This window comes from Phascolarctobacterium succinatutens, from assembly GCF_958453765.1.
Classification (GTDB): domain Bacteria; phylum Bacillota; class Negativicutes; order Acidaminococcales; family Acidaminococcaceae; genus Phascolarctobacterium_A; species Phascolarctobacterium_A succinatutens_B.
Map to the genome: position 1 here is coordinate 1 of NZ_CAUDZA010000008.1, position 15,939 is coordinate 15,939.

Annotated in this window: 16 protein-coding genes; 3 read left to right on the forward strand and 13 right to left on the reverse strand. The window is 47.9% G+C overall.

The window, feature by feature from the left end:
* Positions 1-128: 128 nt before the first annotated feature.
* The 6 genes from rpsR to Q7Q81_RS04740 all read right to left on the reverse strand — a co-directional run bounded on the left by rpsR (position 129) and on the right by Q7Q81_RS04740 (position 3,145).
* A complete protein-coding gene (gene rpsR, locus Q7Q81_RS04715; protein ID WP_009145516.1) occupies positions 129-359 on the reverse strand; it encodes a 30S ribosomal protein S18 in 231 nt (76 codons plus the stop codon).
* 18 nt (positions 360-377) lie between these two features.
* Positions 378-806: a single-stranded DNA-binding protein gene (locus Q7Q81_RS04720; RefSeq protein WP_009145515.1), complete on the reverse strand. Its 429-nt coding sequence runs from the start codon at positions 804-806 to the stop codon at positions 378-380.
* A gap of 3 nt (positions 807-809) precedes the next feature.
* Entirely contained in the window at positions 810-1,094 is a 285-nt protein-coding gene (gene rpsF / locus Q7Q81_RS04725; RefSeq protein ID WP_009145514.1) for a 30S ribosomal protein S6, read from the reverse strand.
* Between the two features lie 132 nt (positions 1,095-1,226).
* Positions 1,227-1,667: a Fur family transcriptional regulator gene (locus tag Q7Q81_RS04730; protein WP_304099628.1), complete on the reverse strand. Its 441-nt coding sequence runs from the start codon at positions 1,665-1,667 to the stop codon at positions 1,227-1,229.
* Between the two features lie 15 nt (positions 1,668-1,682).
* On the reverse strand, positions 1,683-2,480 hold the full coding sequence (locus tag Q7Q81_RS04735; protein WP_304274015.1) for a metal ABC transporter permease: 798 nt from the start codon (positions 2,478-2,480) through the stop codon (positions 1,683-1,685).
* The gene (locus Q7Q81_RS04740) at positions 2,480-3,145 is read right to left on the reverse strand and encodes a metal ABC transporter ATP-binding protein (protein WP_304274017.1); all 666 of its coding nucleotides are present in this window, start codon (positions 3,143-3,145) and stop codon (positions 2,480-2,482) included. The genes Q7Q81_RS04735 and Q7Q81_RS04740 overlap by 1 nt, the downstream gene beginning before the upstream one ends.
* Positions 3,146-3,336: 191 nt before the next feature.
* Between Q7Q81_RS04740 and Q7Q81_RS04745 the strand changes: the two genes are divergently transcribed.
* On the forward strand, positions 3,337-4,248 hold the full coding sequence (locus Q7Q81_RS04745; protein ID WP_304274020.1) for a metal ABC transporter substrate-binding protein: 912 nt from the start codon (positions 3,337-3,339) through the stop codon (positions 4,246-4,248).
* A gap of 139 nt (positions 4,249-4,387) precedes the next feature.
* On the opposite strand, the gene Q7Q81_RS04750 is transcribed toward Q7Q81_RS04745, so the two are convergent.
* The 4 genes from Q7Q81_RS04750 to Q7Q81_RS04765 form a co-directional block, all read right to left on the reverse strand.
* Positions 4,388-4,684 carry a hypothetical protein gene (locus tag Q7Q81_RS04750; protein ID WP_304274022.1) on the reverse strand — a complete coding sequence of 99 codons (297 nt, stop codon included), beginning with the start codon at positions 4,682-4,684 and terminating at the stop codon, positions 4,388-4,390.
* 71 nt (positions 4,685-4,755) lie between these two features.
* Positions 4,756-5,535, reverse strand: a complete 780-nt coding sequence (locus tag Q7Q81_RS04755; RefSeq protein ID WP_304274024.1) for a TPM domain-containing protein — start codon at positions 5,533-5,535, stop codon at positions 4,756-4,758.
* A 12-nt stretch (positions 5,536-5,547) separates the two neighbouring features.
* Positions 5,548-6,651 (reverse strand): hypothetical protein, encoded by a 1,104-nt coding sequence (locus Q7Q81_RS04760; protein ID WP_304274026.1) that lies wholly within the window; start codon positions 6,649-6,651, stop codon positions 5,548-5,550.
* Positions 6,652-6,984: 333 nt separating this feature from the next.
* Positions 6,985-8,499 carry an SPFH domain-containing protein gene (locus Q7Q81_RS04765; RefSeq protein ID WP_299824726.1) on the reverse strand — a complete coding sequence of 505 codons (1,515 nt, stop codon included), beginning with the start codon at positions 8,497-8,499 and terminating at the stop codon, positions 6,985-6,987.
* A gap of 366 nt (positions 8,500-8,865) precedes the next feature.
* Between Q7Q81_RS04765 and Q7Q81_RS04770 the strand changes: the two genes are divergently transcribed.
* Entirely contained in the window at positions 8,866-10,245 is a 1,380-nt protein-coding gene (locus Q7Q81_RS04770) for an ABC transporter substrate-binding protein (protein WP_304274028.1), read from the forward strand.
* A 29-nt stretch (positions 10,246-10,274) separates the two neighbouring features.
* On the forward strand, positions 10,275-12,092 hold the full coding sequence (locus Q7Q81_RS04775) for a response regulator transcription factor (RefSeq protein ID WP_304274030.1): 1,818 nt from the start codon (positions 10,275-10,277) through the stop codon (positions 12,090-12,092).
* 243 nt (positions 12,093-12,335) lie between these two features.
* Here Q7Q81_RS04775 and Q7Q81_RS04780 read toward each other — a convergent pair whose 3' ends face one another.
* From Q7Q81_RS04780 to Q7Q81_RS04790, 3 genes are all read right to left on the reverse strand, one after another.
* Entirely contained in the window at positions 12,336-13,397 is a 1,062-nt protein-coding gene (locus Q7Q81_RS04780) for a hypothetical protein (protein ID WP_304274032.1), read from the reverse strand.
* 34 nt (positions 13,398-13,431) lie between these two features.
* Positions 13,432-15,048: a bifunctional metallophosphatase/5'-nucleotidase gene (locus tag Q7Q81_RS04785; protein WP_304274034.1), complete on the reverse strand. Its 1,617-nt coding sequence runs from the start codon at positions 15,046-15,048 to the stop codon at positions 13,432-13,434.
* Between the two features lie 220 nt (positions 15,049-15,268).
* On the reverse strand, positions 15,269-15,916 hold the full coding sequence (locus Q7Q81_RS04790; protein WP_304274036.1) for a DUF6935 domain-containing protein: 648 nt from the start codon (positions 15,914-15,916) through the stop codon (positions 15,269-15,271).
* Positions 15,917-15,939 lie beyond the last annotated feature (23 nt).

The window sequence follows — 15,939 nt, forward strand, 5'->3', positions numbered from 1 at the left end:
TGTCTAGGTCTATGATGTTAAAGTCTTGAATACCCCAAAACTTGACAAAGAACCTGATTTTTACATAAACGAAAACCCCGCAGCCTAACGGCTACGGGGTATAAGTTTCGTTTAAACCGCCGTGCGAATTATTCGCAGGTGAACGGCAGCAAAGCAACGCAGCGAGCGCGTTTGATTGCTACGGTCAATTGGCGTTGGTGCTTAGCGCAGGTACCGGAAATACGGCGCGGTAAAATCTTACCACGTTCGGTGATATAGCGTTTCAGCTTATTTGCATCCTTGTAATCGATTTCTTCAACTTTATCAACACAGAAGCTGCAAACTTTTCTTCTAGGTCTTCTGCCTCTTTCGCGTTTCATTGCATAACCTCCCTTAAATTAGAATGGAATTTCCTCATCAAAGGGAACCTGTTGTCCGAAACCACCCATACCGCCGTCTTGAGCCGGCGCAGCAGAGCGAGTCGGATTGCTATGAGCAGCAGCGGCATCAGCTTTGCGCTCAATGAACTCGAAGCGATCAGCGATTACTTCGGTTATCCAGCGTTTATTGCCATCCTTGCCATCATAGCTACGGATTTGCAGGCGGCCTTCAACAAGCGCGCGCTGCCCTTTGGTGAGACTGTTACCGCATGTCTCAGCTTGTTTACCCCAGATTACTACCGGAATAAAATCAGCTTCTCTTTGGCCTTCCTGATTGGCAAAAGGTCTGTCTACTGCAAGAGTAAACTGACAAACAACTTTACCGGTCGGCGTATAACGCACTTCCGGATCTCTAGTAAGTCTGCCCAACAGAATAATCTTGTTCATTGATTATTCACCCTTTCTGATAATCATATGGCGCAGTACTTCATCGGTAATTTTCATAACACGATCAAGTTCCTTAACAGCAGCGGCGTCAGCCTGGAAGGTTACGAGAACATAGATACCTTCATTCAGGTCCTGGATCTCATAAGCAAGGCGTCTTTTGCCCCAACGATCGGTTTTTTCTACATTACCACCGTTTGCAGTGATGAGTTTCTCGAATTTAGCAACAACTGCTTCACAAGCCTCATCCTCAACAGGTTTAACGATGTACATGACTTCGTATGCGTTCACGAAATCACCTCCTCCTTTGGACTTTGGCCCCCGTCTCTCCGGGAGCAGAAGAAGTATATATAGTTATATACAAGCTTAATAATTATATCATTGCTTACGCTGCTTTGCAAGCTTTTTTGAAAAATTTTCCTGCTATTTCTGCTTGCGGCATTCCGGACAATAGCCATACCATTCCAGATTATGTCCTACAATGGCAAACTCTGTTTTATCCGCCAGCTGTTCCTCGAAATCAGCAATCGGGCAATGGTCTACCTCCACAATCCGGTGACAGCGCAGGCAGATAAGGCGGTGACGGTGCCCCAAGGCGTGCAGCACAAAGCCGTACTTGCGCGCATCCGCCAGAAAGCTCTTTTCCGTCAGTCCCTTTTGCGTAAAATTTTCCAGAATGCGATAAACCGTAGAGAAATTTATCTCTGCGCCCTGCTCACACAGCTGCTGATAAATGTCCTCAGCCGTCAGCACGCCCTCGCTCGCCAGCAGCAGCTGCAGAATAAGCTGTCTGTGACGGGTATTTTTTAATCCGTAGCGATGCAGATAATCGCGATAATCTGCCGCAGAACTTGTATCAGTCATCTTTCTACCCCTTCTTTATAAGACAGCACGTATTTCTTTATAAATGATAATCATCAGCAGCAAAGCCACCGAAACCAAAGCAGTTACACCACCCGGCGCCGCCCCCAGCCAGTAGGAGGCCACAAGGCCGGTGATAATTGCGATAAAGCTCAGCACCATAGCTGCCAGCATCGTCACCTTAAAGCCCTTGCCCAGCTGCAGGGCCGCCGCCACCGGCAACGCAATCAGCGAGCTGATAACCAGAATACCCACCACACGGATAGAAACTGCAACCATAGCCGCCACCAGCAAAGCAAAGATATAATTAATCAGACGTGTTTTTACCCTGGCAATTTTAGCTCCATCCTCATCAAAGGCCAGCATAACCAGCTGCGGGTACAAAAGGTAAACGGCAGCCAGCGACACTACGCACAGCACTGCTACCGCCAGCACATCGTCAGGCGTTACGGTCAGAATGCTGCCGAACAAAAATGCTTCTACATTAGTATGTACCATACCGCTGCTGATAATCGTAATCGCAATACCGACAGACAGCGATAGAATGATAACCAGTATAAGCTCCGCATAGCGGCGGAAGCGTTGACGCAAAACCTCAATCAGCACAGCAAAGACAGAGGTTACGGCAAAGGCGCTGATAATCGGGTTCACCTTAACCAGCAGGCCTACCGCCACACCGGCCAGCGATGCATGCGCCAGCGTATCGCCAATCATGGAATAGCGGCGCAGCACCAAAAACATGCCAATCATAGGACACATTAAAGAAATCAGTACAGAAACCAGCAAAGCATTTTGCATAAAAGCGTATTCCAGCATTATTCCGCACCTCCTACATTATCCTGCATATATTCATGAACATATTCCTGCGGATTGCAGAAATGACCATGACCGTTCATGACATGATACATTTTATCGGCATTACGTGCCGCAAATTTCAGGTTATGCTCTACCGTGATAATGGTAATACCCTGCTCATGCAGCTCCTGCATAAATTTGTACAGCTCCTGCTGGCTCTTGACATCAATGCCGGTAGAGGGCTCATCAAAAACCAACAGCTGCGGACTGCCCAGCAGAGCTCTGGCAATCAGCACCTTCTGGCACTGGCCGCCGCTCAGCGTACCGATTAAACGGTCACGCAGGTCATAAACATGCATCTGTTCCAGACAGCGACGTACAGCCTGCTTATCCGCTACTTTTAATATCCTGCGGTAATATTCCATTACCTCATAAACAGTTATCGGAAACTGGCTGTTGAGAGTTTCAAAGCGCTGCGGCACGTAGCCGATGCTGCTAAAAGTATTCTTCAATTCACCTTTTGACGGCTCCAGCAATCCCAAGAGCAGCTTAACCAGCGTACTTTTGCCGCTGCCGTTTTCGCCGACAATGGCAATATATTCGCCGTCATTTACCTGCATATTGATATCGCGCAGCAGCCCGCTGCCGGATTCATAGGCAAATTCTATATGCTTCAGTTCTATCATATTGGCTCCTTCATTTACTCACGGCAGCCTGCGCTGCCTTTTTGTTGCAGTAAATATTATAGACTTCGCTCGGCAAATATGCAAGTCATTTGCATTTAGCTTGACAAGAAAGTTCACGAGTGTTATGATAAAATTTGTTATAATATGCAAATCATTTGCGTTTGTTTGTGCTTAAATGAGGAGGAGAGCCCATGAAAAAGCTCAGTATTATTTTTTGTATTTGCACACTGCTGCTAAGCAATCTGCTGGCAGGCTGTGGCAGCAAGGAGCCTGCACCTGCTGCAGACCATAAGCTGCGGGTTGTAGTAACCTTTAATGCTATGAAAGAATTTACTCAGGCCGTAGGTCAGGATAAAATTCATATAACTTCCCTAATTCCCGACGGCACAGAGCCGCATGATTTTCAGCCTACTACTAAAACTATGCAGGCGCTGAGCAAAGCAGACATCTTAATTTACAACAGCACCGGCATGGAGCGTTGGGTGGAGCAGGCAACACAGGCCGCCGCCAATCCCAAGCTCGTCATTGTAGAAGCAGCCAAGGGCACCGACCGCATCAGCCTTACAGAAGCCGATGAAATCAGAGCGCATGGCCAGTATGACCCCCACACCTGGCTGAGCCTGAGCTGCGCGCAGACAGAGGTAAAAAATATTGCCGAAGCACTGGCCGCCGCAGACAAAACCAATGCCGATTTCTACCGCAAGAATGCCGCAGAATACAATCAAAAGCTGCAATCACTGCTTGTTGCCTATCAGAAGAAATTCAGCAAGCTGGAGCAAAAGGACTTTATCACCGGTCATGCTGCCTTTGCTTATCTGTGCCGTGACTTCGGCCTGCACCAGCAAAGCATCGAGGATGTTTTTGCCAGCGGCGAACCAAGCGCGCAAAACCTAGCCAAGCTGACAGCCTACTGCAAGGAGCACAATGTAAAAACTATCTTTGTTGAAGAAGCGGTAAGCCCCAAAACATCGGAAACACTGGCACGCGAGGTTGGTGCCACTACGCAGGAGATATATACTATCGAATGCAGCAACGGTGAGAAAACCTATCTTACCCGCATGGAAGAAAACCTGGACGCTATTTATAAAAGCCTGAAAAAATAAAAAGGCTGCCATCTTGGCAGCAAACAAAATTATATACGCACAGCAAAACGCCGCGGCTTACGCAGCAGGTTGATAGCCTGCCGCAGCCACGGCGTTTTTACGTACACATCGCTCCGTCGGCCGCGCCAGCAAAGCTGATTCACTTTTTGTTTTTTGGCAGTACATCCTCATTCTTGGACGAATAAGAATTGATATTCTTCAGCTGCTGATTAGGACGGTAATTATCGCGCGCCGACGAGCCCCAAATAATCATCCAAGTCAGAGAAAAGCCCATCAGGAGCCACAAGGCAGCCATAGCCGCCGCAGGGTACCACGAAAGATTGAACCAGTAGCTAAAGCCCCAGAGCAGCACCGCAATAAACCCCCATTCCCAGTTCACTATCAGGTTGGCAATAAAGCAGATAAAAAAGCCTGAATTTATAGTCGTTCTGCGCATAATAACCTCCCTTTAAAAAAGCGGCCGCGATAAATGCTCGCAGCCGCAAAAAGTATCAGCTCATTATAATATCAATAGCTGCCACCACCGCCGCCATGATTATCATCAGAAGAGCTTTCGCTTACAGAACCATCGTCACTGCTGCCGCCGTTGGACTTAGACTTCGGAACAGCAGAAACGTTGGTGTAAAGATAAGTATCATTGCTGTGCGTCAGCGCAAAGGTTTGCTTATCCAAGTAGGCATTTGCTTCAACAGCCTCACGCACGTTGCTCATACCGCTAATCAGCAGAGAACGCCAGCCATAGGCTGCAGCACCGCCGATACCGGCAGCAATAATCAAAGCAAACCAGCTGAAGCCTGCATCAGGATCCCACGGCTCGCCTTCCTTTTCGTAATATTCAAGGAGCTCGCCTGCTTTTTGAGCATAGGTGATGTAGCCCTGAGCATAATCATTTTTCTTGAACTGAGCAACCATCGGCTTGCTCATATACTCAATGCCTTCATTGCCAACAATAACCTGCTTCAGCTGTTTATCGGTAGCAATGTACCATTTACTGGTGTTGGTAACCTGCAGCAATACCATATTGCCCTTTTGGCCATCATTGTAAACGTCATCGAGCAGCTTATTGGCATATTCGCCGGGAACGGCACCGCCGATTGTCTTCATGGTTACAACAGCAATACGCACATTATGCGCCTGCTCCTGCTTGTGCAGCTCTGCCAGAACCTCCTGACGCTGCTGCGGCGTAAGAACCTTGGCGTTATCCACTAGGCTGGGCGCAGCAAAGGCTGTTACACTGGCTAACATAAGGGCTGCCAGCATGGTTAAGATTGCAAATAACTTTCTCATTCCGGCACCTCCTTATAAAATGAACTTCACAATGAAGTAGCTGATAATTGTTACAATAATAAAGGTCAGGGCAGTGTAATTACGCAGCTTGCCATAGTCAATCGGCAGACTGCCGACAACCTTACCGGTCTGACCATTCATCATAAAGGTATAGGGCTTGCCCTCAAAGCGTGTGGACAGAATCCATACCGGCACCATTGCATAATGCACGGCATTTTCCTCCTTAATAACTGCACAGTCATCATTGCTGGTTACACGGGTATAGCCTGTAACGGTGTCTGCCAGACAGCCCTCGGCACTTTTGACAACACGCTCATCAGCACGGACTACAGCAGCCTCGGCATCCACATCATATTTATCTGCCAAAAAGCCTGTCAGATAAGCAGTGCTGAAGGGAACCATTTCGCTGTAGTCAAATGGCTCGATGCTCTCCATAAAGGTATCGTCCATCTTCTCGCTGCCATCTACAGGGATGCGGTCAAAGGACATGGTGCCTTCACGTTCGCAGTTATATACAACGGTAGTAGTAATAATCTCGTCATCGGTTTCATAAACACTGTCGCTGGCACCCTGATAGCTGCCGCTGGCACTAACCTTGGAGTCAAACAGCCAGAACGGCACATACATCGCCTGGATATCCTCCACACGATTGTTGGCCGTAAAGGAGTTAGGCAGCAGGGTTCTTCCCTTATAGAATTCCTTGAGGGCAGCAACAGCTTGCTCTTTGGTTTTCTTGAAGGGAATGATGAAGTCCGGCTTCAGCATACCTTCGAAGCGGCTCGGCAGCATGGTCGGGCTGCCGCAGTAGCAGCATTCTGTCGCCATGGTGTTGCCATCGCTCACAATCTGCGCACCGCAGCTGGAGCAGGTAAACGCCTTCATCTGCTCTGCTTCGTCAGCTTCCCATTCGCTGCCGGCAGCAGAGGTATCCCACTTTGCCTCCTTGGCAGCCTGCGCCTTGGCAGCAGCGGCTTCCTTGGCGGCATACATTTCTTCTATAGTCTTAACTTCCAGCTCGGTACCGCAGTATTCGCAGGTCACCTTATCATGACCGGGCAAAAACGTCAGCGGCGCGCTGCAGTTAGGGCACTTATAGCCTACAGAGGTTTCAGCCATAATATCACCTCGTTAAAATATAGTTTCGTAGATTCCGGAAAGTAATCCCAAATCCTTTCATTCAACTAACGTAAGCAATTAATATATCGTGGAACGAATAGCAATTTTAGCAAATGAGTGTATGGAACCATAGAAGTGTCGCAACTGTCTGAGCGATAAGCTTGCTGCTATAGCAAAATCTCTTTACATAGCGCGAGTTTTGCGGCACTTCGTCCTGGTTCCACACGAAATTTGCGTCATGTCCTGCGGACATGGGAAAATTGCTTTGACTGAAACGATATTTAATTGCGACGCTACTAAAATACAATGGGAAAGAAATCCCGAATATTTAAGTTATTGTTTGTCGTTATCGTCGAAGATATCGCCGCATTCAGGGCAGAACTTAGGCGGATGGTGCGGATCTGGCGGCTCCCAGCCACACTTATCGCACTTGAACAGCGGTGCTCCCTCAGGCTTCTTGCTGCCGCATTCAGCGCAGAACTTGCCTTTGTTTACAGCGCCGCAGCTGCAGGTCCAGCCATCCTCTGCCGGTTTGTCTTCCGGCTTCTTGCTGCCGCAGTTAGCACAGAACTTACCAGTATTGGTAGTGCCGCAGCTGCAGGTCCAGCTGCCCTCTGCCGGTTTCGGCTCAGGCTTCTTGCCGCCGCAGTTAGCGCAGAACTTGCCGGTATTAGTAGTGCCACAGCTGCAGGTCCAGGCATCTGCTGCCGGTGCTGCTGCCGCAGGGGCGGCAGGGGCGGCCGGCGGCGGAGTAGGAGGTTGCGGCTGTTGCGGATAAGGCGGTTGTCCGTAAGGAGGCTGTTGGCCGTAAGGATTCTGCTGAGCATACATCTGCTGCTGTTGTCCTTGGGCAAACAAGCCAGCCACATTTGCGCCACCGGCCATTCCGGCCATATTCATGCCAACAAAACCGCCCATTGCACCCATGCCGCCTTCATTGCCAGCTGCAATACGCATAGCGTCTGCAGTAGCACCAGCCATAGCTGCTGCTGCACGGTTCGGATTGCTGAGCATCTGGATATCTTTCAGACGTTGAGCATCTTCCTCAGACATGGTTACGCTTGCCAGTGCGAAGGAATAAACCTCTACACCACGGCGGTCACGCCATTGGTCGCTCAAATCTTCGTTCAAAGCGTTAGCGATTTCTTTGCCATGACGCGGCAGTGCGCTGTAACGCATACCGTTTTCAGTGAGCGTACCGAGGGCAACGCCCAGGCTCATCATGAGCTCGCTCTTCATCTGGCTGTCAATCTGGTCACGACGATATTCGTCAGTGATGTTGGAGCATACATTGGTGTAGAACAGCAGCGGATTAGTGATCTTATAGCTGTATTCACCGAAGCAACGGATACCAACTTCCCAATCAATGCCTAAGTTGTTGTCAATCAGGCGTACAGGAATCGGCTGAGCGGTACCAAACTTGTTGCCGTAAATTTCCTTCATATTGAAGTAATATACGCGCTGATCCTTGCCGGGATCACCGCCGAAGGTAAAACGTTTACCGATCTGACCGAAAATCGCCTTTACATTATCCTTCAGATCGCCGGTAAAGATAGACGGTTCAGTAGAAGTATCGTATACATATTCGCCGGGCTCGTTGCACATATCTACAACCTTGCCCTGCTCAACGATAATCATGCACTGACCTTCGTTGACAGCAACAACGCTGCCATTACTGATGATGTTGTCTTCTGCAGAAGTGTTAGAGCTGCGTCCTTGGCTGGACGTACGCTTCATACCCTTGGTTACCAGAACCTCGGGAGGCATGCTTTCGCAATAGAAAAACTCTTTCCATTGGTCGCCCAGTACGCCGCCTACAGCGCCCATTGCCGCTTTAATTAAACCCATAATACAACCTCCTTTTGTATCACTAAAAAATTAACAATTATATTTTATCAAATCCCGCTTAATATTAACAGGACTTTGAATAAAACAGCTGTACACTTATCAGCCAAGAAATTGTAAAATATTTATCTTATCCTTATCTGTAGTAAAAAACTATTCACTAATACTTTGATTTGTGATAAACTAATTGTTAGACAATCTTTGCAAATTATCTGTGCAGGTAAGCTGTTTTCCGCTTCCTTGCCTTAAGTTTAATATAAAAATTGCATTTCGTCACTACACCAAATGGCGATTTCGGGTAGGATAAGGGTAAATTTTCCTTATTTTTTACCTTTTTTCTCTAAAAATACTCTTTCAGGAGGTTTTTTCATGTCTGTTGTATCAAAAAAAATTTCTGATTCCTTATACAGTATGTTGGTGCTGTTACTGCTCTGTCTTGTTACCGCTTTCAGCAGTGGCTGCGGCAATAAGGCATCACTCGACCCGGCCAAGCCGGTAACTCTCACCATCTGGCACGTTTACGGCAACCAGACCAATTCCCCATTTAATGATACAATAGAAAAATTCAATGCCTCTGAGGGTAAGGCCAAAGGCGTCATTGTCAAGGTTGCTTCCGTAAGCAGCTCTAATGTTATCGACAAAGCTTTATTCGCCTCTGCCAAGCAGGAGCCTGGCGCTGTGCCGCTGCCCGACCTTTTTACCGCCTATCCGCGTGTAATCCCCGCAATGCACGATAAGCTGCTGCATTGGGACAAATACCTTAATAAAGAAGATTTAGCTGTTTACCAGCCGGAATTTTTATCCGAAGGCTATCAGGATAAGGAGTTGCTGATGCTGCCGGTAGCAAAATCCACCGAGCTGCTTTTTGTAAACCAGACATATTTTGACCGCTTTGCTGCGGCAACAGGTGCCAGCACCGATGATTTCGCCGATTATGACAAGCTTTTTGCGCTCTGCCGCAAGTATTATACCTGGACCGGCGGCAAAAACATGTGCCAGCTGGATGATTTCTATAACTATTACCTGACGAGCATGGCTTCCTTGGGCGACCCGTTAATCAAGGACGGCAAGCCGGACCTTGCCAGTTCCAACTTCAAGCGCATCTTCCGTGCCGCAGCCGAGCCTGCTATCGCCGGTGGTCTGGGCATTGAAAAGGGTTATGCGGCCGATGCCTGGAAAACAGCCGATTTAATCAGCAACGTCGGCTCTACCGCCGCCATTCTTTATATGCGCGATTACGTCACTAATCCCGACAACACGCGTGAAACTATCGTTACCAACTATTATCCCTGCCCTGTTTTCAGCGGTGGTAAGGTAACACTGCTGCAGCGCGGTGTAGGATTATTTGCCATCAAAAGCACAGACGAACGCAAAAATCTTGGTGCCGTTGTTTTTGCAAAATGGCTGGCGCAGGAAAACAGCAATTTGAATTTTGCTATGCAGGCAGGCTACCTGCCAACCAATAAGGAAGCACTGCCAAAACTGCTGAATAATCCGCAAGATGTGCATAACTTAAAATATCGCAAGCTGTATACCTGCATGCAGCAGGTATACAAAAAAGGCACCTGGCTGCATCTGCCTCACAACGCCGCCGACATCCAGCAAAATCTGGAATATGGCAGCAAAAACATTCTGCGCGCTGCCCACCGGCAATATCTGCAGGCAGTGGCCGATGGCGCAAATCCTCAGCAAACGCTTGATAAGTTAGTAGAAGAAAGTTATCAGAAGCTGCTGAATTACAAGCAATAAGCCAAAAAATCCTACCAAGGAGGCTCTTAATGCTCAATAAGCTCACCAAAATAAAAAGACTGCTGCTTATAGGCAAAGAAATATGGCATAACAAACGCTCCATGCGCAGCCGTTTTATTATTTACCTGCTGTCACTGGTGCTGCTGGCAGGTTCTGCTATGCTGATCCTGTTAAACGTTATCGGCATAGTACAGCCACCAAGCCATGATATCGACCGCTTTCTTGAATATGAGCTTAACACCCGTACCAACGATATCAAACGCCAGATGAACGCGCTGGCTGCGCACAATATCGATTTGTCGCAACAGCTGCAGAATGATATCGACCGCGTTATGCTGGAGCAGGGCATTTACAATAATTATGATGCCTTGAACAACAATCCCGAGGCTTTGACAGCGATTCAGCAAGCAACCTACCAGACTCTTGCTGCCAAGATGCAGCAGGCTCCAGCCAGCGGCGCCCTGTATCTGCTCAACGCCAGCGTCAACACGAATCTGTTGGAACCAACCTATAACGGTCTTTTTCTCAAATTTACCAATATCTATTCCGAAAACACCCTTTTCAATGAAACATGTATGTTCCGCGGCAACCCTCAGGTTGCCCGCAATAACAACATCAGCCTTTACAGCACCTGGCAACTGGAGCTTAACGTCCACGCCTATCCGCAGGCCGATAAGCTGCTGCATGCCAAGGAAAATAATATTTCCCAACAATATATCCTGACAGACGTTGCCCACCTCAAAGAAAGCTGGGAGCAGTCCCGTCTTTTCCTGATGCCTATTAACAGTAATAACGGCAGGATTATCGGTATCTGCGGCTTTGAAATCAGCAGCGTTTACTTCCAACAGCGCACCAAGCAGGCCAATTACAAGGGGTATCCGCTGATTACCGCTATTCTCGATAAAAAGGCGGACAACGAATACCAGGGACAGCTTTCCAATCCGGCCTCCTTCGTCAATGCTACTATAAAAATGAGCTCCGACGGAGAGCACGAATTCTTTACCGCAGGTCAGGAAAGATTCATCGGCTACACCGCACCCCTGAAAGTCGGTGCCTCTGAGCACAAGGTAGCAGTCATGCTGCCTGCCGACAGCTATTATCATCTGCAGAAGCAGGCTAAAATGCGTCTGCTGATAATGCTGGGTATTATTCTCCTGCTTTCATTGCTGTCTGCCGGTTATTTCAGCAAAAGATATGTAGACCCGCTGGTAGCGGATTTGCAGCAGCTGCAGCAAAACCCCGACGCTCCTCCGCAATCCAATGTGCTGGAGCTTAACCAGTTCTTTGAATTTCTGCAGAGCCATTCCGAGCAGCAGGCCGAAAAAATGCGTCAGCTGCAAAGCGAAAACAATCAGGTACAAAAACAGTACGGCCTTGCCGCCGTACGTCTGCAGGAGGCACAGGAAAAGCAAAAGCAGACGGCCAACCAATACTTTCAGCTGGAGGAACAGCTTGCCGCCCTGCAGAATGAAATTCAACAGGTACGCCTGCAAATGGAGCAGACGCAGCAAGAAAAGCTGCAGGCTCAGCAGGAACGCGAGCAGGCTCAGCAGCAGTTCAACTTTGCCCAAGCTGCTTTGGAAAAAGCCATTGAAAAGAAGCTGGAATCCGTCGATCCCGACAGTTATCAGATGTTTATCGATAATCTTGCTACGCTGACACCTAAGGAGGAGGACATCTTTAACCTTTATGTACAAGGCTGCTCTACCAAAGATATTATCAGCCAGCTTGGTATTACCGAAAACACCTTAAAATATCATAATAAAAATATCTACAGCAAGCTGGGTGTAAAAACCCGTAAGGAGCTGCTGCAGTATATCGAACTGATGCGTAACGCAGAGCATTGACGCACCAAAGCAAGCAAAAAGCCTCCGGCGAGTTTACTCGTCGGAGGCTTTCGTTATTTAGGGGTTACTATTGCAATATTAACTTTATCGCTCATTTTTATTATATATATAGCCATACACACTGCTAAAACCAAATATCCAATTTAAGCTATAATTCAAACACCCCCCAAAATATATCTTTCGGGGGTGTTCAAATCTTTATTTCTTAAATTTTACAGCTTCTGTCATGCCTTCTACCCTACATTACAGCTGCAGGATGAAGAATTCATCTTTAATATTTTTTCTGTCATTGCTGAGGGCAACCAAAACTCTGTTATCAGGCATATTTGCCAGGTTTACACATGCACCGATGCTGGTTTCCTTATTATCGGTCAAATCCTTATAACTTACGGTACCAACCAGAGTGCCGGTGTTCTTTCTGTAAATCTGTAGCTGCTGCTTGTCTACAGAGGAATCGCTGACTACCAGATATTCATCAGTCAAAGCTATATCGGTTAAGGAATTGATGGCCTTGCTATCTTCACGTTTTTCCTTGCCGATGACGCGTTTTTGCTTGCCATTGAAGTCATAAACGCTTACCAGGCCTACATCCTGGGTGCCGATACGCGCATTGCCGCCAACATAGAAATCACCGTTTCTGTCTGCAACAACGCTCTGCGGAATATTGATTTTATCCTTGTCGGCAGCATCACGGCTTCTGGATTCCTTACGTACTGTGCCTAAATCCTTGCCTACTCTGTAGCCGTTGCGAAGATCAACCTTTCTCATTTCGCCCTGGTTCATCCAAATCAAAGCCTTGTCCGCATTGCCCTTAGGAATTACAACAAGGTTATTGAAGCGTCCTTGTGCCTCTTCAATACGTTTGGTTTCGCTATCGAAATAGTTGAGTCTCATTCTCTTATTGGTATAGAAAATGCCTCTGGTGCCGTCGGAAGAAATCTTAGCATTACCGGACAAAGCATCAACATTATTGTCCAACATGCGCAGACCATCTTTATCCCACTGCATCTGCACAAGTCTGTCCTTAACGTTGGCATAAATCATATCTCTGCCGACAACAGCCACTCTCATACCCTTGCTATAAGTATTTTGCAAATGCAGATTAGGATTATTTTTCAGAGTAAAGAGCTTAAATGTATTAATGCCGACCTTAACATCCTTATTCGGCAAATCCTTCAAATCAGCAGCAATAGGTTTCGGTTTAGGAGGCTCGCTGGTGCCTTTGTCACCCCCGCCGCAGCCGGCAATAAAGCTGCAGGCCAGAAGTCCGGCCAAAATTCCCATCGCAATACGTTTCTTCAACATAACAATCATCTCCTTGTTTTATATAGAACGCTCTTTATTTGATAACGATACGGCCATCGCCGTAAGGATTAGCATATTGCTCGCCAACCTTGCCGTTCAGATGATTCTGCAGATATTCCATAATCGTATCTGCGTCACTCATCATTTCGTCCTGTACCAGACGTGCGCCCTTGAACATCGTCATGCCGTCACCACCGAATTTCAGCATATAGGAAGTGCCGCCAACAGTATATTTTTTCTTAACGTCTAACGGTTTGCCGTCAATTTTAACATCGCTTACGCGACGGGCACCGGCAACACGCACGAAATTGCCCTTGGCATCCAGCTCAACGCTGGAAGCAACGGAGCTGTCGAGCGTGTAGCTCAGGCCAGATACCTGCATAAAGCCGCCGCTTTCTTCAGGATAGCTGATAGCGCCCATCTCCAGAGCATCCAGAATCTGTTGGCCGCTGGCCTCTAATACTACGCACATATTACCGAAGGGGAAGGCCTCCAGCAAATCGTTGTAGCTGATTACGCCGGTTTTGATTTCGTTGCGGATACTGCCGCCGTTCGCCAGCACTACATCGCAATCAAGCACTGCTCGATAAGCATCGGCAACAAAGTCGCCCAAGCTGCATTCACGGTTGCGCACGATGCGCTCACCGGTTGCAGGATCATTGCTGCGCAGCTGTACCAAGGCTTCGCCCACAGGCTGCTTCAGCAAAGGCTCATAGGTTTTTATTTCCTGGGCAATAACTCTTGCGATATTGGCATCCTTGCCGTTGGATTCGGTAATCAGCTGACTCTTCAGCTTGCCGTCGGGAGTAATTACCAGCTCGCCTACAGTTTTCAGCTTAGTACCGGTCTGCGCCAACAACACATCCTTGCCTACTTTATTTTTAACCATACGGGTGAAACGCTCGTGAGAGTGTCCGTCGATAACAGCGTCTACGCCCTGAGTGTTTTTAGCAACGCTTTCGCTGCTCCACTGCGGGGTAGTGCCGTCCATGCCCAAATGGCCAACGATAAATACATAGTCCGCGCCTTCTTTGCGCGCCTTATCAACATTCTTCTGCAGCTGTTTGTACAGCTTGCTGCCGCTCTTATCCTCGCAGAAGCTGTAAATATACTGTCCCTTCTCATTTTGGAAGAAGGTAGGCGTAGAGGTTGTCAGGCTTTCCGGTGTGCTCGCACCCACAAAGGCTACCTTGGTATCCTCATACTGCATAATTTTGTAGCCCGGCAGAACCTGCTTGTTGTTGCCTGCATAAACAAAATTTGCACAGTAATAGCCTGCACGCTGCAGCGGTACCAGCTCCATGAAGCGGTCCATGCCGTAGTCAAATTCATGGTTACCGGGAATGCAGAAGTCATAACCCAGATAATTCATAATATCGACAACTGCCAAGCCACGGGACAGCTTGCCGATAGGTGCACCTTGAATAGCATCACCTGCATCCACCAGCGCCACGTTCGGCGTTCTTGCCAGGGCATCCTTTTTAATCTGCGCCAGACCGGCAAAGCCGATATTATCATTAATACCGCAATGGATATCATTAGTATGCAGAATAACAATGTCGTGCTCCAGCGCCCACGCCATCAGCGGAGCAGAAACAGTCATCGCTGCAGTCACCAAAAACAGCGATGTTTTTTTCAGGAATTTTTTCATATACACCACTTCCTTCCAGCTTTTGTAATTATATTATAAGCAAGAAGCAGCAAAAGCGCCCCACCCCAAAGGCCGATTTCGGGTAGGGTAAGGCAAAAAAAACAGGCTTTTCAGCGTATTTTCCGATTATTTCGGCCTTAGCATACAAAAACGCAGCCTACCGGAAGCACCGGAAGGCTGCTTGTTTTATAATGCTATTGTTTTTTAAGCTGAATTATTCTCAGGCCCACGGATCATCTGCTGCCGGAGTCTGGATGCCGCTCAGCAGTCCCTTATAATCCCACAGGAACCATTCGCCGGTAGAAGCCTTTTGGCGTACGGTCATCGGGCGAGGGCTGTCGGCACCGCCACAGGTAATCAGGAAGCGTGCATAGCCTTCCTCCTGATAAGTATAGGCATTGGTTTTAATCTCTACGGTATACGGCATATCCGGCTGATAGTTATTCGCCGGAGTTGCGCCCATAAAGTAGGAGCGCATCAGATACTGTCTGCCGCGGAAACGGTCTGCGAGGAACTGTTCATCTCTTTTGGGTACCGGTCTTGGTCCCAACAGCTTGTTGAGCATAGCAATTGCCTCTGCCGGGTTTGTTTCGTAGCGAGCCAGTGCTGCTACGGTATAAGCTGCAACCTGCTGAGCATCGGTTTCCGGTCCGATTTCAGCTGCCGATTGCGGCAGATTCTGGAAAATGACACGTCTGGTTTTTTCTTGCTTCTCCACTTTATTCACCGCCCTGTTAATAGTATTATCAATGGTTCTGTCGATCATTCTGTCTACGCCAATTCTTCTGTTCCAGTCAAGAGCTTCTGCTGATTGCAATTGTCCCGCCAAAAACATTGCGCAGCAAGCTAATACAATACCTTTTTTCATTTGTTGCACCTCCTCAGAATTAT